Source organism: Streptomyces sp. NPDC012794 (genome assembly GCF_042901085.1).
Classification (GTDB): Bacteria; Actinomycetota; Actinomycetes; order Streptomycetales; family Streptomycetaceae; genus Streptomyces.
Map to the genome: position 1 here is coordinate 13650 of NZ_JBIBCI010000023.1, position 14574 is coordinate 28223.

General features: G+C 71.9%; 15 protein-coding genes. 12 read left to right on the forward strand and 3 right to left on the reverse strand.

The window, feature by feature from the left end; translation table 11 throughout:
- The first annotated feature begins 90 nt into the window (after positions 1–90).
- Positions 91–639: an HIT family protein gene (locus ACFY7H_RS29955; RefSeq protein ID WP_388944400.1), complete on the forward strand. Its 549-nt coding sequence runs from the start codon at positions 91–93 to the stop codon at positions 637–639.
- 87 nt (positions 640–726) lie between these two features.
- Here ACFY7H_RS29955 and ACFY7H_RS29960 read toward each other — a convergent pair whose 3' ends face one another.
- The 3 genes from ACFY7H_RS29960 to ACFY7H_RS29970 all read right to left on the reverse strand — a co-directional run bounded on the left by ACFY7H_RS29960 (position 727) and on the right by ACFY7H_RS29970 (position 5309).
- On the reverse strand, positions 727–1131 hold the full coding sequence (locus ACFY7H_RS29960) for a DUF1992 domain-containing protein (RefSeq protein WP_388944403.1): 405 nt from the start codon (positions 1129–1131) through the stop codon (positions 727–729).
- Positions 1132–1169: 38 nt separating this feature from the next.
- Entirely contained in the window at positions 1170–2864 is a 1695-nt protein-coding gene (locus ACFY7H_RS29965) for a hypothetical protein (protein ID WP_388944406.1), read from the reverse strand.
- A gap of 240 nt (positions 2865–3104) precedes the next feature.
- Entirely contained in the window at positions 3105–5309 is a 2205-nt protein-coding gene (locus ACFY7H_RS29970; protein WP_388944409.1) for an elongation factor G-like protein EF-G2, read from the reverse strand.
- A 254-nt stretch (positions 5310–5563) separates the two neighbouring features.
- Between ACFY7H_RS29970 and pgsA the strand changes: the two genes are divergently transcribed.
- From pgsA to yajC, 11 genes are all read left to right on the forward strand, one after another.
- Complete coding sequence (gene pgsA / locus ACFY7H_RS29975; protein WP_388944412.1) at positions 5564–6229, forward strand: phosphatidylinositol phosphate synthase; 666 nt, start codon at positions 5564–5566, stop codon at positions 6227–6229.
- Positions 6229–7131 carry a phosphatidylinositol mannoside acyltransferase gene (locus ACFY7H_RS29980; protein ID WP_388944415.1) on the forward strand — a complete coding sequence of 301 codons (903 nt, stop codon included), beginning with the start codon at positions 6229–6231 and terminating at the stop codon, positions 7129–7131. Before pgsA ends, ACFY7H_RS29980 begins: the two co-directional genes overlap by 1 nt.
- Positions 7131–8294, forward strand: a complete 1164-nt coding sequence (locus tag ACFY7H_RS29985) for a glycosyltransferase family 4 protein (protein WP_388944418.1) — start codon at positions 7131–7133, stop codon at positions 8292–8294. Before ACFY7H_RS29980 ends, ACFY7H_RS29985 begins: the two co-directional genes overlap by 1 nt.
- A 28-nt stretch (positions 8295–8322) precedes the next feature.
- The gene (locus ACFY7H_RS29990) at positions 8323–8865 is read left to right on the forward strand and encodes a hypothetical protein (protein ID WP_388944421.1); all 543 of its coding nucleotides are present in this window, start codon (positions 8323–8325) and stop codon (positions 8863–8865) included.
- Positions 8866–9001: 136 nt separating this feature from the next.
- Positions 9002–9919 carry a pyridoxal 5'-phosphate synthase lyase subunit PdxS gene (pdxS, locus tag ACFY7H_RS29995; RefSeq protein ID WP_388944424.1) on the forward strand — a complete coding sequence of 306 codons (918 nt, stop codon included), beginning with the start codon at positions 9002–9004 and terminating at the stop codon, positions 9917–9919.
- A gap of 5 nt (positions 9920–9924) precedes the next feature.
- Positions 9925–10518: a pyridoxal 5'-phosphate synthase glutaminase subunit PdxT gene (pdxT, locus tag ACFY7H_RS30000; protein ID WP_388944427.1), complete on the forward strand. Its 594-nt coding sequence runs from the start codon at positions 9925–9927 to the stop codon at positions 10516–10518.
- A gap of 57 nt (positions 10519–10575) precedes the next feature.
- A complete protein-coding gene (locus ACFY7H_RS30005) occupies positions 10576–11328 on the forward strand; it encodes a YebC/PmpR family DNA-binding transcriptional regulator (RefSeq protein ID WP_388944430.1) in 753 nt (250 codons plus the stop codon).
- A gap of 128 nt (positions 11329–11456) precedes the next feature.
- The gene (gene ruvC / locus ACFY7H_RS30010) at positions 11457–12065 is read left to right on the forward strand and encodes a crossover junction endodeoxyribonuclease RuvC (RefSeq protein ID WP_388944432.1); all 609 of its coding nucleotides are present in this window, start codon (positions 11457–11459) and stop codon (positions 12063–12065) included.
- Positions 12062–12685 carry a Holliday junction branch migration protein RuvA gene (gene ruvA / locus ACFY7H_RS30015; protein ID WP_388944436.1) on the forward strand — a complete coding sequence of 208 codons (624 nt, stop codon included), beginning with the start codon at positions 12062–12064 and terminating at the stop codon, positions 12683–12685. Before ruvC ends, ruvA begins: the two co-directional genes overlap by 4 nt.
- Before the next feature lie 148 nt (positions 12686–12833).
- Complete coding sequence (ruvB, locus tag ACFY7H_RS30020) at positions 12834–13910, forward strand: Holliday junction branch migration DNA helicase RuvB (protein WP_388944439.1); 1077 nt, start codon at positions 12834–12836, stop codon at positions 13908–13910.
- A gap of 164 nt (positions 13911–14074) precedes the next feature.
- On the forward strand, positions 14075–14518 hold the full coding sequence (gene yajC, locus ACFY7H_RS30025) for a preprotein translocase subunit YajC (protein WP_388944442.1): 444 nt from the start codon (positions 14075–14077) through the stop codon (positions 14516–14518).
- The last annotated feature ends 56 nt before the right edge of the window (positions 14519–14574 follow it).

Here is a 14574-nt window from a genome sequence, read left to right on the forward strand (position 1 = left end):
CCCGGACCGATGCGAGAGCGGGGCCCCCGGAAAGGGATCACTTTCCGGGGGCCCCGCTCGTCGGTCCGGACGAGGTCATATGCTGCGCCTATGACGATTGAGCCGGAGCAGCAGATCGGTGTGGGCACGCAGGACGCGTTCCAGCGTCTGTGGACGCCCCACCGGATGGCCTACATCCAGGGCGAGAACAAGCCGACCGGCCCGGAAGCCGGGGACGGCTGTCCCTTCTGCGGGATTCCGGAGATGTCCGACACCGAGGGCCTGGTCGTGGCGCGGGGCAAGCACGTCTACGCCGTGCTGAACCTCTACCCCTACAACGGCGGCCACCTGATGGTCGTCCCTTACCGTCACGTCGCCGACTACACGGAGCTCGACGCGCCGGAGACGGCGGAGCTGGCGGACCTGACCAAGCGGGCCATGGTCGCGCTGCGCAAGGCCTCTGGGGCGCACGGCTTCAACATCGGCATGAACCAGGGCTCGGCGGCGGGCGCCGGCATCGCCGCTCACCTGCACCAGCACATCGTGCCCCGCTGGGGCGGGGACACGAACTTCATGCCGGTCGTCGGGCACACCAAGGTGCTGCCGCAACTCCTCGCGGACACCCGCCAGATGCTCGCCGACGCTTGGCCGAACGACTAGGTCGTCTCTTTCGGATCTTGCCGGTCAAGCAAGATCCGGAAGAGACGGCCTAGCCCGAGGCGGAGCCGGCAGCGCGGAACGGCCGGCTTAACCCTCCGTACGGCCGGACCGCCGCTCCGCCAGGACGGCCTCGACGTCGAACTCGGCGAGGCCGAGCGGCGGGCCCGGCGGCGGCCGGCGCAGGGCCGTGCGGATCTTCTCGTTGACCTCCGTCAGGATCGCCCTGGCCCGCCGCTCCGTTCCGGCCGCCAGGGCGGCCTCCCGGGCGTCCTCGGCCTCCTTGCGCAGGGCCAGCGCGGGCGGCAGCGTGGAGAAGCCCTCGCGGTGCAGCTTCTCCTTGATCCACCACATCTCGTCGTACGGGGCGTCCAGCGAGGACAGCGGCTGGCCCCAGCCCGGCAGTTTCTCGAACTCGCCCCGGTCGGCGGCCTCTCTGATCTGCCGGTCCACGAAGGACTCGAAGCTGACTCCTGGCGGTTTGCGCTCGGTCACGGTGCTTCCTTCCGGCGGCTGCGGCTCCTCCAGCGTAGCTAGGCGTCGTAGACGTCCGCCTTCCGCGGGGCGGGCTCCTGGACGAGGCCGTTCATGATCGAGGAGCGGTTGGTGAAGGCCGAGGTGTCCACGCCGTTCTCCTCCAGCACCCTGAAGGTCGCCCGGTGTACCGACCGCAGGACCGGGGCCACGGTGCGCAGGGCGTCGTCCGCCATGAAGCGGTGGCGCCACATGGAGCTCGCCCACACGTGCCGCAGGCCGAAGGGCTCGGGCAGGACCAGCTTGCCGCCGAAGTACTCCAGCAGCGGCGGGTACCAGGTCAGGGGGGCGCGCACGGCCAGGCGTACGACTTCCATGGTGTCCACCAGCGGCAGCGGGCGCTCCACGGTCTCCCAGAAGCGGATCGACTTGGGGACCTCGACCACGGGGGCCTTGGACTTGGTGGTGAACAGGCCGTGGACGGGGCCGAGGGCGTGCGCGGTGACGTCCACGCGCAGGGTCTTGTAGAGGACGGTGACCGTGACCAGCATCGTGATGACGAGCTGGCCGTCCCAGAGCGGGTACTGGATGCCGAGGTAGTGCCGGTTGCCGGCGCTGAACTGCTGCTCGTTGCAGATCCGGGTGATCTCGTGCGGCTTGACCAGGAAGGTGTCGACGTCCTCGCCGCTCGGCCGGGCCACTTCGGCGGCGCCCTCGCCGACAGGGGTGACGATCCAGTGCTGGATCGAGGCGGGCGGGAAGCCGCCGGTGTGCAGCGGGCCGCGCTCCAGCTTGCGCAGCTCGGTGTCGATCGCGCGTATGACGTCCCAGCTGCGGAAGGGGTGGATGTCGCGCCCGTCCACCTTCGGGGTCAGCTCCTCGGCCATCTGCCAGCTGCCCCAGCGGGTGCCCATGCCGAGGATGCCCTTGGGGCCGGCGTAGAAGACGGAGTTGCTGCGGTCCTCCGCGGTCAGTTTCGCCAGCTGCCGGCGCAGGTCCTCGCGGGCCTTCTCGTCGGGGTTGCCCGGGACCGCCTCCGGGATCTTGGCGGCGACGGGTGCGCCGCCCCCGAGCAGGCCGTCCCAGCGGGAGCGCAGGTCGGCGGCGGTGGTCTCGCAGATCCGTCGGGCCAGGTACCAGCCGAGGACGGGGGCGAGGAGCGCGCCGAGCAGGTAGAGCTCCAGCAGGCCGCTGCCGGGCTGGCGGTACACGACCCGGTAGAGCAGCACCGCGCCGAAGAGGACCACCCCGACCAGCAGGGCGGTGCCGATCCAGCCGCTCTTCTTGCCCTCGCCGCCGGACAGGGTCCTGCGGAGCTGGAAGAGGCCGAGCCACAGCAGCAGCCCGGGCAGGAACGCCACTCCGCTGACCAGGGTGATCAGGCGCAGCTTGCGGTCGCGTTCCTTGCGGATCCGGGAGGCGGCCAGGCAGTGCTCGACCACGGTCTGCGGGTCGGCGCCGAAGGACTGGATGAGCGGCTTGCGGCCGGCGCCGAGGGTGCGGGCTTCGACGGCGCGGCAGAAGGCCTCGCCGAGGTTGGGTTCGAAGAGGGAGATCTTGGGCGGCTTGACCGAGGCGGGGTGGTTCTCGCTGTTCGCGGTGAGGATGGTCGCCAGCTTGGTGTCCCTGCCGCCGTCGCGGTACGCGGCGGAGGCGAGCGCGTTGGTCGCCGCGGTCTGGCCGCCGCCCCCCTGCAGAGGAATCTGTGCTCCGGGCCTGAAGTCGAAACCGTCGTCCGCCACCGCTGCCCCCATCGCCGTGCCACTGTGCTCTTTGCCCGTGGTGCCGTCGTACTAGTCGTTCCGGTCGTTCCGGTCGTGCTGTACTTCCGTACTGCCGTGCCGCTTTCGCGGCGTGTCGCGCTCTGTTGTGGTCCGTTGTGCTCTCCGTCGCGGCGAAGAGCCTATAGGCGTACTCGTCCCCATGGTCATGGGACAGGGAAATACCGCCCACCGCAAGCGGGTTGGGTGGGCGGCCTCCGGGCGTTATGTCAACTAACTCCCCTTCTGCTCCTGTTCGCGAACTTTGTCCGCGAGATGCGGCGGCATGGGCTCGTGCCGGGCGTACGCGCGGCTGAAGCGGCCCGTGCCGTGGGACACGGAGCGCAGTTCCACGGCGTAGCGGCCGATCTCGATCTCGGGGATCTCGGCCCGCACCCGGGACCGGCCGGGGCCGGCCTGCTCGGTGCCGACGACGCGGCCGCGGCGGCCGGCGAGGTCGTTCATGACCGGGCCGACGTACTCGTCGGGCACCTCGACGTCGAGTTCGGCGACGGGCTCCAGCAGGTGGATCGGGATGTCGGCGGCGGCTTCGCGCAGGGCGAGGGCGCCCGCCGTCTGGAAGGCGGCGTCGGAGGAGTCCACCGAGTGCGCCTTGCCGTCGCGCAGGATGACGCGTACGTCGACCAGCGGATAGCCGGCCGCGACCCCGCGGGCGGCCTGGGCGCGTACGCCCTTCTCCACGGAGGGGATGAACTGGCGGGGCACCGCGCCGCCGACGACCTTGTCGACGAACTCGATGCCGCTGCCGGGCGGGAGCGGTTCGACCTCGATCTCGCAGATGGCGTACTGGCCGTGGCCGCCGGACTGTTTGACGTGCCGGCCCCGCCCGGCGGCCTTGGCGCCGAAGGTCTCGCGCAGGCTGACCTTGTGGGGGACGGGGTCGACCCGGACCCCGTAGCGGGTCTTCAGCCGCTCCAGCACGAGGTCCTGGTGGGCCTCGCCCAGGCACCACAGGACGAGCTGGTGGGTGTGCGGGTTCTGTTCCAGCCGCAGGGTGGGGTCCTCGGCGACCAGGCGGGCCAGGCCCTGGGAGAGCTTGTCCTCGTCGGCCTTGCTGTGGGCCTCGACGGCGAGGGGGAGCAGTGGGTCGGGCATCGGCCAGGGCTCCATCAGGAGCGGGGCGTCCTTGGCGGAGAGGGTGTCGCCGGTCTCGGCGCGGGTGAGTTTGGCCACGCAGGCGAGGTCGCCCGCGATGCAAGCGCCGAGGGTGCGCTGCTGTTTGCCGAAGGGGGAGGTGAGGGCGCCGATCCGCTCGTCTGCTTCGTGGAGGGCACGGCCCTCGGGGCCCCGGTCCTCCGGGCCGTGGCCGCAGACGTGGACGGCCTCCTCGGGGCGCAGGGTGCCGGAGAAGACGCGGACCAGGGAGACGCGGCCGACGTAGGGGTCGGAGGAGGTCTTGACGACCTCGGCGAGGAGCGGCCCGGCCGGGTCGCAGGTGACGTCGGGGCGCAGGGAGCCGTCGGGGGCGGTGACGCCGAGGGGGGCGCGTTCCGCGGGGGTGGGGAAGCCGCCCGTGATCAGTTCGAGGAGTTCCACGGTGCCCAGGCCCTGGCGGGCGCCGTCGGCCGCCGGGGCGGCCATCAGGACGGGGTGGAAGGTGCCCCGGGCGACGGCCCGCTCCAGATCGTCGATCAGTGTCTTGACGTCGATGTCCTCACCGCCGAGGTAGCGGTCCATGAGGGTCTCGTCCTCGCTCTCGGCGATGATCCCCTCGATGAGGCGGGAGCGGGCTTCGTCGATGAGGGCGAGCTCGGCGGGGTCCGGGTCGCGCTCGGCCCGCTCGCCGGAGGTGTAGTCGTACACGCGCCGGGAGAGCAGGCCCAGGAGCCCGTTGACGGGGGAGTGGCCGTCCGGTCCGGCCGGTCCGTGCAGCGGGAGGTAGAGCGGGACGACGGCGTCCGGGTCGTCGGCGCCGAAGATCTCCCCGCAGACGGTGGTCATCTGGGAGTAATCGGCGCGGGCTGCCTCCAAATGGGTGACGACGATGGCGCGCGGCATGCCGACGGCCTCGCATTCGTCCCAGACCATCCGGGTGGCCCCGTCGATCCCGTCGGAGGCGGAGACGACGAAGAGGGCCGCGTCCGCGGCGCGCAGACCGGCCCTGAGTTCCCCGACGAAGTCGGCGTATCCGGGGGTGTCCAGGAGGTTGATCTTGATTCCGGCCCATTCGACGGGGACCAGGGACAGCTGTACGGAGCGCTGGCGGCGGTGCTCGATCTCGTCGTAGTCCGAGACCGTGGTGCCGTCCTCGACCCGTCCGGCCCGGTTCACGGCCCCCGCCGTCAGGGCCAGGGCCTCGACCAGGGTCGTCTTCCCCGCGCCGCTGTGGCCGACCAGCACGACGTTCCGTACGGAATCGGGGCGGTCGGCCGTCAGTGCCCTGCCGGCGGCTCCGGCTTGGTGTGATGTGGCTCCCATGGCGCTCGTGCCTCCTGGTGTCGCGGTGAGGAGGGTGATCGGGGTCCTTCGAGCTTTGCACTGCCGTCACACCGCGTCCATACGTGGTACCGGCCACGGCCGCCCGCGCGGCGGGCGGGTGACACGGGCCCGCCGCGGGCGGCGAGCGGGAGCCAACCGGTGGGTGCGCGGCACTGCGGGCGCGGGGCGCTGGCTACGATGGGCCAGCCGGTGGCCGTGGTGGCCGCTCGGCCCACCGACCCTCTGGGAAGGCCATGCTGAACAAGTACGCGCGTGCGTTCTTCACGCGTGTTCTCACGCCGTTCGCCGCGTTTCTCCTGCGCCGGGGGGTGAGCCCGGATGCCGTCACCCTCATCGGTACGGCCGGAGTGGTGGCCGGGGCGCTGGTCTTCTTCCCCAGAGGCGAGTTCTTCTGGGGCACCATCACCATCACCCTCTTCGTCTTCTCCGACCTGGTGGACGGGAACATGGCCCGCCAGGCGGGGCTCTCCAGCCGCTGGGGGGCGTTCCTCGACTCCACGCTCGACCGGGTGGCCGACGCCGCGATCTTCGGCGGCCTCGCGCTCTGGTACGCCGGTCAGGGGAACGACAACGCCCTGTGCGCGGTGGCGATCTTCTGCCTGGCCAGCGGGCAGGTGGTCTCGTACACGAAGGCCCGCGGCGAGGCGATCGGGCTGCCGGTCGCCGTCAACGGGCTCGTCGAACGGGCCGAGCGACTGGTGATCTCGCTGGTCGCGGCCGGCCTGTCCGGGCTGCAGACCTTCGGCGTCCCCTCGTGGATCGGGGTGCTGCTGCCCGTCGCGCTGTGGATCGTGGCGGCGGGCTCGCTCGTCACGCTGGTGCAGCGGGTGGTCACCGTACGCCGTGAGGCGGCCGAGGCCGACGCGGCGGCCGCCGGCGCCGAGGGCGGGGCGGCCTGATGGGCAAGGCGCAGGACAAGCTGGTCGACGGGCTGTACGGGCTCGGCTGGGCGGGCGTGAAGAAGCTGCCCGAGCCGGCGGCGGTGGCCCTCGGCCGCAGGATCGCCGACGTGGCGTGGAAGCGCCGCGGGAGGAGCGTGCTGCGGCTGGAGTCCAACCTGGCCCGGGTGGTGCCCGACGCGACCCCCGAGCGGCTGCGCGAGCTGTCGCACGCGGGCATGCGTTCGTACATGCGCTACTGGATGGAGTCCTTCCGGCTGCCCACGATGGATCCGAAGCGGTTCTCCACGGATGTCGCGTTCACGGACGAGCACCTGCTGCGCGAGGCCCTCGCCAGCGGGCGCGGAGTCGTCGTGGCCCTGCCGCATCTGGCGAACTGGGACCTCGCGGGCGCCTGGGCCATCGGCCACATCGGTGTTCCCTTCACCACGGTCGCCGAGCGGCTCAAGCCCGAGACGCTCTACGACCGCTTCGTGGCCTACCGCGAGAGCCTGGGCATGGAGGTGCTGCCGCACAACGGCGGCGCCGCCTTCGGCACCCTCGCCCGGCGGCTGCGCTCCGGCGGGCTGGTCTGCCTCGTGGCGGACCGGGACCTGTCGGCTTCCGGGGTCGAAGTGGACTTCTTCGGGGCCACCGCCCGCATGCCGGCGGGGCCCGCCCTGCTGGCCCAGCAGACGGGCGCGGTGCTGCTCCCGGCGACGCTGCACTACGGGGACGAGCCGAAGATGTACGGCCGGTTCCACCCCGAGGTGGAGGTGCCGCGGCAGGGCACGCGGATCGAGAAGACCGCCGCCATGACGCAGGCGGTCGCGGACGCCTTCGCGACGGGGATCGCCGAGCACCCGGAGGACTGGCACATGCTGCAGCGCTTGTGGCTCGATGACCTGGAGGAGCGCCCGTAGTGAAGATCGGCATCGTGTGCCCGTACTCCTGGGACGTCCCGGGCGGCGTCCAGTTCCACATCCGTGACCTGGCCGAGCACCTGATCCGCCTGGGCCACGAGGTGTCGGTGCTGGCCCCGGCGGACGACGAGACCCCGCTGCCCCCCTACGTGGTCTCGGCGGGACGGGCGGTGCCGGTGCCCTACAACGGGTCGGTCGCCCGGCTGAACTTCGGCTTCCTCTCCGCCGCCCGGGTACGCCGCTGGCTGCACGAGGGCGTCTTCGACGTGATCCACATCCACGAGCCGGCCTCGCCCTCCCTGGGCCTGCTGTCCTGCTGGGCGGCCCAGGGCCCGATCGTGGCGACGTTCCACACCTCCAACCCCCGCTCGCGGGCGATGATCGCCGCGTACCCGATCCTCCAGCCGGCGCTGGAGAAGATCAGCGCCCGGATCGCGGTGAGCGAGTACGCCCGGCGCACGCTGGTGGAGCACCTCGGCGGGGACGCCGTGGTCATCCCCAACGGCGTCGACGTCGACTTCTTCGCGCGGGCCGAGCCCAAGGCCGAGTGGAGCGGGGGGACCCTCGGCTTCATCGGCCGCATCGACGAACCCCGCAAGGGCCTCCCGGTGCTCATGGCCGCCTTCCCGGCCATCGCCCGGGCCTGCCCGGACGTACGCCTGCTCGTGGCGGGCCGGGGCGACGAGGAGGAGGCCGTGGCCTCCCTCCCGGCGGAGCTCCGCTCCCGGGTCGAGTTCCTCGGCATGGTCTCCGACGAGGACAAGGCCCGCCTGCTGCGCAGCGTGGACGTCTACGTCGCCCCCAACACCGGCGGCGAGAGCTTCGGGATCATCCTGGTCGAGGCCCTCTCGGCGGGCGCCGCCGTCCTGGCCTCGGACCTCGACGCCTTCGCCCAGGTCCTGGACCAGGGCGCGGCGGGAGAGCTGTTCGCCAACGAGGACGCCGCCTCCCTGGCCGCGGCGGCGACCGCCCTCCTGCGCGACCCGGCCCGGCGCGCGGAACTGAGCGCCCGCGGCTCGGCGCACGTCCGCCGCTTCGACTGGTCGACGGTGGGCGCGGACATCCTCGCCGTGTACGAGACCGTCACCGCCGGCGCGGCCGCCGTCGCCGCCGACGAACGGGTCTCCCTCCGCACCCGCCTCGGCTTCTCGCGGGACACGTAGGCGTCCGCAGCGGGTAGTGTCGCCGCCCGTGATCGAAAACCTTGTCTGGATCGCGGTGGCGCTCGCCGTCGTCGGGGTCTATCTCAGCTGGACCGCCGGGCGGCTGGACCGGCTGCACACGCGGATGGACGCCGCCCGGGCCGCCCTCGACGCGCAGCTCGTGCGGCGGGCCTCCGTGGTGCTGGAGGTGGCCACCTCCGGGGCGCTCGACCCCGCCTCCTCGCTGGTGCTGTACGAGGCCGCGCACGCCGCGCGGCAGGCGGAGGAGGAGCACCGGGAGGTCGCCGAGAGCGAGCTCAGCCAGGCGCTGCGGGCGGTGTTCGCCGACGCCGACCAGGTGGAGGTGCTCAAGGCGGCCCCGGGCGGCGAGGAGGCCGCCGAGGAGCTCGCCGCGGCGGTGCGCCGGGTGCCCATGGCCCGCAGGTTCCTCAACGACTCCGTACGGGCCGCCCGCGCGCTGCGCCGCCATCGCAAGGTGCGGTGGTTCAGACTGGCGGGACACGCGCCGTTCCCGCTGGCCTTCGAAATGGACGATGAGCCTCCGGTGGACCTCGCGGACCGCCCCGCCTGATCCTCATAGGGCCGCGGGGGACAAGTGAAAGAGCCACCGGCTCCACATTGGCCCTTGTAGTGGACTGGTCGGTGGGGTTTTCTCAGCGAGTACCGCCCGTCTTCCCTTTCGAGTTCCTTTCGAGTGAGGTCAACCCGTGAGCACGCTTCCCACCTCTTCCCAGTCCGCTGAGTCGGCCATCGGCACGTCCCGCGTCAAGCGCGGCATGGCCGAGCAGCTCAAGGGCGGCGTGATCATGGACGTGGTCAACGCCGAGCAGGCGAAGATCGCCGAGGACGCCGGCGCCGTGGCCGTCATGGCCCTGGAGCGGGTCCCCGCCGACATCCGCAAGGACGGCGGCGTGGCCCGCATGTCCGACCCCAACATGATCGAAGAGATCATCGAGGCCGTCTCCATCCCGGTCATGGCCAAGTCCCGCATCGGCCACTTCGTCGAGGCCCAGGTCCTCCAGTCCCTCGGCGTCGACTACATCGACGAGTCCGAGGTCCTGACCCCGGCCGACGAGGTCAACCACTCCGACAAGTGGGCCTTCACCACCCCCTTCGTCTGTGGTGCCACCAACCTGGGCGAGGCCCTGCGCCGCATCGCCGAGGGCGCGGCCATGATCCGTTCGAAGGGCGAGGCCGGCACCGGCAACGTCGTCGAGGCCGTCCGCCACCTGCGCCAGATCAAGAACGAGATCGCCAAGCTGCGCGGCTTCGACAACAACGAGCTGTACGCCGCCGCCAAGGAGCTGCGCGCCCCGTACGAGCTCGTCAAGGAGGTCGCCGAGCTCGGCAAGCTCCCCGTCGTGCTGTTCTCCGCCGGCGGTGTCGCCACCCCGGCCGACGCCGCCCTGATGCGCCAGCTGGGCGCCGAGGGCGTCTTCGTCGGCTCCGGCATCTTCAAGTCCGGTGACCCGGCCAAGCGCGCCGCCGCCATCGTGAAGGCCACCACCTTCTTCGACGACCCGAAGGTCATCGCGGACGCGTCCCGCAACCTGGGCGAGGCCATGGTCGGCATCAACTGCGACACCCTCCCCGAGGCCGAGCGCTACGCCAACCGGGGCTGGTAACCAGCATGAGCAATCCCCCCGTCATCGGTGTCCTGGCACTCCAGGGCGACGTACGGGAGCACCTGATCGCCCTGGCCGCGGCGGACGCCGTGGCCAGGCCGGTCCGGCGTCCCGAGGAGCTCTCCGAGGTCGACGCCCTGGTGATCCCCGGCGGCGAGTCCACGACCATGTCCAAGCTCGCCGTGCTGTTCGGCATGCTGGAGCCGCTGCGCGAGCGCGTGCGCGCCGGCATGCCCGTCTACGGCACCTGCGCCGGCATGATCATGCTCGCCGACAAGCTGCTCGACGGCCGTGACGACCAGGAGACGCTCGGCGGCATCGACATGATCGTGCGCCGCAACGCCTTCGGACGCCAGAACGAGTCCTTCGAGGCCCGGATCGACTTCGCGGGCATAGAAGGGGGCCCCGTCGAGGGCGTCTTCATCCGCGCCCCGTGGGTCGAGTCGGTCGGCGCCGCCGCCGAGGTGCTGGCCACGTACGACGGCCACACCGTCGCCGTGCGCCAGGGCAACGTCCTCGCCACCTCCTTCCACCCCGAACTGACCGGCGACGACCGCGTCCACGCGTACTTCGTCGACATGGTGCGCGCGGGGCTGTGACGAGGTCCCGGTAGGATCGTCGGTGAACACTGTTGGTTACGCGAAGGAGACAGGCGGATGTCCGGCCACTCTAAATGGGCTACGACGAAGCACAAGAAGGCCGTGATCGATGCCAAGCGCGGCAAGCTCTTCGCGAAGCTGATCAAGAACATCGAGGTCGCGGCCCGTATGGGCGGCACGGACATCGAGGGCAACCCGACGCTCTTCGACGCCATTCAGAAGGCCAAGAAGCAGTCGGTCCCGAACAAGAACATCGACTCCGCGGTCAAGCGCGCCGCCGGCCTCGAGGCCGGCGGCGCCGACTACGAGACGATCATGTACGAAGGCTACGGCCCCAACGGCGTCGCGGTGCTCATCGAGTGCCTCACCGACAACCGCAACCGTGCCGCCTCCGACGTCCGCGTCGCCATGACCCGCAACGGCGGCTCCATGGCCGACCCGGGCTCGGTCTCGTACCTGTTCAACCGCAAGGGCGTCATCCTCCTGCCCAAGGCCGGCCTCTCCGAGGACGACGTCCTTGACGCGGTCCTGGACGCCGGTGCCGAAGAGGTCAACGACAACGGCGACACCTGGGAGATCATCAGCGAGGCCACCGACCTGGTCGCGGTCCGTACCGCGCTCCAGGAAGCCGGCATCGACTACGACTCGGCCGACTCCAGCTTCGTCCCGACCATGCAGGTCGAGCTCGACGAAGAGGGCGCGCGCAAGATCTTCAAGCTGATCGACGCGCTGGAGGACAGCGACGACGTGCAGAACGTCTTCGCCAACTTCGACGTCTCGGACGAGGTCATGGAGAAGGTCGACGCCTGACCGGCGCCGCGCCTTCCCGCTCTCCCTCCGGCGGGCCGACAGGACACACCCTGTCGGCCCGCCGCTTTGTCAGTGGGGGCGGATAGCCTGCACCGACAGGCGAACGGTGGTCGGAGGAGGGGGCGCGCGTGCGCGTACTGGGCGTGGACCCGGGGCTGACGCGATGCGGTGTCGGCGTGGTCGAGGGGATCGCCGGACGGCCCCTGACCATGATCGGCGTCGGGGTCGTACGGACGCCCGCCGACGCGGAGCTGGGGGACCGGCTCGTCGCGATCGAGGCCGGCATCGAGGAGTGGCTCGATACCCACCGGCCCGAATGCGTGGCCGTGGAGCGGGTTTTCAGCCAGCACAACGTCCGCACCGTCATGGGCACCGCCCAGGCCAGCGCCGTCGCCATGCTGTGCGCCGCGCGCCGCGGGATACCGGTCGCGCTGCACACCCCGAGCGAGGTCAAGGCCGCCGTCACCGGCAGCGGTCGCGCCGACAAAGCGCAGGTCGGGGCGATGGTGACCCGGCTGCTGCGGCTCACCGAACCGCCCAGGCCGGCCGATGCCGCCGACGCGCTCGCCCTCGCCATCTGCCACATCTGGCGGGCCCCCGCCCAGAACCGCCTCCAGCAGGCGGTGGCCCGGCACGCCACCGGCGCGCGCGCCGCGCACGCCCTGAACGCCGTCCACGCGCCGAGCGCCCCGAGCGCGGGCAGGACCCCGAACGCCCCGAAAGGCCGTACCCGATGATCGCCTTCGTCAGCGGCCAGGTCGCCGCGCTCACCCCCACCCTGGCCGTGATCGAGGTCGGGGGCGTGGGGATGGCCGTGCAGTGCACGCCCGGCACCATCGCCGGACTGCGGGTGGGCGAGCAGGCGCGGCTGGCCACCTCGCTGGTCGTACGGGAGGACTCGCTGACCCTGTACGGCTTCGCCGACGACGACGAACGCCAGGTCTTCGAGCTGCTCCAGACCGCGAGCGGCGTCGGCCCGCGGGTGGCCCAGGCGATGCTCGGCGTGCACAGCCCGGACGCGCTGCGGGCGGCCTTCGCCTCGGGGGACGCGAAGGCGTTGACGGCGGTCCCGGGGATCGGGCCGAAGGGCGCGCAGAAGCTGCTGCTGGAGCTGAAGGACAAGCTGGGCGCCCCCGGCCCGGTGGTCGGAGCCCAGCGCGCGCCCGCGTCGGGACCCGCCCCCTGGACCGAGCAGCTCACCGCCGCGCTGATCGGCCTCGGCTATGCCGCACGGGAGGCCGACGAGGCCGTGTCCGCGGTGACGCCGCAGGCCGAGGCCGCCATCGCCGCCGGCGGCTCGGCCCCCGTCCCGCAGCTCCTGCGGGCGGCGCTGCAGTCCCTCAGCCGGGCCCGCTGAGCCGGCGCGGGGCGCGTGCCGGACCCCGTACGAACGCTCCGCAACCGCCGCCCCGGTGGAACGGCCCCCGGCGGGGCCGGGCCGGCGCGGGGGTAACGGCGGGGCCTGGATTGAACAACGCAACGACGGAGAAGGCAGACTGACCACCGTGAACTGGGACGACGACGACACCGGCACCTCCGAGCCCGACAGGCTGGTCACCGCGGCGGCCGACGGGGAGGACACCGCCGTCGAGGCCGCGCTGCGCCCGAAGGACCTCGGCGAGTTCGTCGGCCAGGAGAAGGTCCGCCAGCAGCTGGACCTCGTGCTGAAGGCCGCCCGCCAGCGCGGCGCCACCGCCGACCACGTCCTGCTGTCCGGCGCGCCCGGCCTCGGCAAGACCACCCTGTCCATGATCATCGCCGCCGAGATGGGGGCGCCCATCCGGATCACCTCCGGCCCCGCCATCCAGCACGCCGGGGACCTCGCCGCGATCCTGTCCTCCCTCCAGGAGGGGGAAGTCCTCTTCCTCGACGAGATCCACCGCATGTCCCGGCCCGCCGAGGAGATGCTGTACATGGCCATGGAGGACTTCCGCGTCGACGTGATCGTCGGCAAGGGCCCCGGAGCCACCGCCATCCCGCTGGAGCTGCCGCCCTTCACCCTCGTCGGGGCAACCACGCGCGCCGGCCTGCTCCCGCCGCCCCTGCGGGACCGCTTCGGCTTCACCGGGCACATGGAGTTCTACGCCCCCGTCGAGCTGGAACGCGTCATCCGGCGCTCCGCCGGCCTCCTCGACGTGGAGATCGACACCGCCGGGGCCGCCGAGATCGCCGGCCGCTCCCGCGGCACCCCCCGCATCGCCAACCGGCTGCTGCGCCGCGTCCGCGACTACGCGCAGGTGAGGGCCGACGGAGTGATCACCCGCGAGGTGGCCGCCACCGCCCTCCAGGTGTACGAGGTGGACGCGCGCGGACTGGACCGGCTGGACCGGGCCGTGCTGGAGGCCCTGCTCAAGCTGTTCGGCGGCGGGCCCGTCGGGCTGTCCACCCTCGCCGTCGCCGTGGGGGAGGAGCGCGAGACGGTCGAGGAGGTCGCCGAGCCCTTCCTCGTCAGGGAGGGGCTCCTCGCCCGCACCCCGCGCGGCCGGGTCGCGACCCCCGCGGCATGGGCCCACCTGGGGCTCGCCCCGCCGCAGCCGGGCGGCCGTGGATCAAGCGGACAACAGGGCCTGTTCGGGGCCTGACGGCGCGGAGGTTCGACCGGTCAGGAACTGCGGTGCCATGCTGGGCGTTGTTCCATCGGTGCGGACTCGCCTAGACTCCGCCGATGCCGACCCTTCGGGTCGGCGTGCCCACCCCCGTAGAAATGGCCGCTCCCCGGCGCGGCCGTGCGAAGGATCCTCGTCCCGTGAACAACATCAGCTTCTTGCTCCCGTTCATCGTGCTCATCGGGGCGATGTTCCTGATGACCCGGTCCGCAAAGAAGAAGCAGGCCCAGGCCGCTCAGATGCGTGACCAGATGACGACCGGCACCGGCGTGCGCACCATCGGCGGCATGTACGCCACCGTCAAGGAGATCGGCGAGGACACCGTCACCCTCGAGGTGGCCCCCGGTGTCCACGCGGTCTACGCGAAGAACGCCATCGGCGCCGTGCTGGAGGACGCCGAGTACAACCGGATCGTCCATGGCTTCTCCGAGACTCCGGAGGAGGACGCCCCGGTCGTCCCCGACGACGCCTCCTCGCTGACCGAGGGCGACGCCCCCAAGCTCGACCTGGGCAAGAAGGACGAGCCCAAGGGCGACGACGAGCCGAAGGACGGCAAGACCGACGGCGAGCCCGGCGCCAAGTAGCGTCCGGCAGGGGCCGCGGCGGTGTCCGACCGGCATCCGCCGCGGTTCCCGCAGTG

Coding starts and splice junctions, on each gene's coding strand:
- ACFY7H_RS29955 (WP_388944400.1), top strand. CDS start 91: ATGACGATTGAGCCGGAGCAGCAGATCGGTGTGGGCACGCAGGACGCG.
- ACFY7H_RS29965 (WP_388944406.1), bottom strand. CDS start 2,864: ATGGGGGCAGCGGTGGCGGACGACGGTTTCGACTTCAGGCCCGGAGCA.
- ACFY7H_RS29970 (WP_388944409.1), bottom strand. CDS start 5,309: ATGGGAGCCACATCACACCAAGCCGGAGCCGCCGGCAGGGCACTGACG.
- pgsA (WP_388944412.1), top strand. CDS start 5,564: ATGCTGAACAAGTACGCGCGTGCGTTCTTCACGCGTGTTCTCACGCCG.
- ACFY7H_RS29980 (WP_388944415.1), top strand. CDS start 6,229: ATGGGCAAGGCGCAGGACAAGCTGGTCGACGGGCTGTACGGGCTCGGC.
- pdxT (WP_388944427.1), top strand. CDS start 9,925: ATGAGCAATCCCCCCGTCATCGGTGTCCTGGCACTCCAGGGCGACGTA.
- ACFY7H_RS30005 (WP_388944430.1), top strand. CDS start 10,576: ATGTCCGGCCACTCTAAATGGGCTACGACGAAGCACAAGAAGGCCGTG.
- ruvA (WP_388944436.1), top strand. CDS start 12,062: ATGATCGCCTTCGTCAGCGGCCAGGTCGCCGCGCTCACCCCCACCCTG.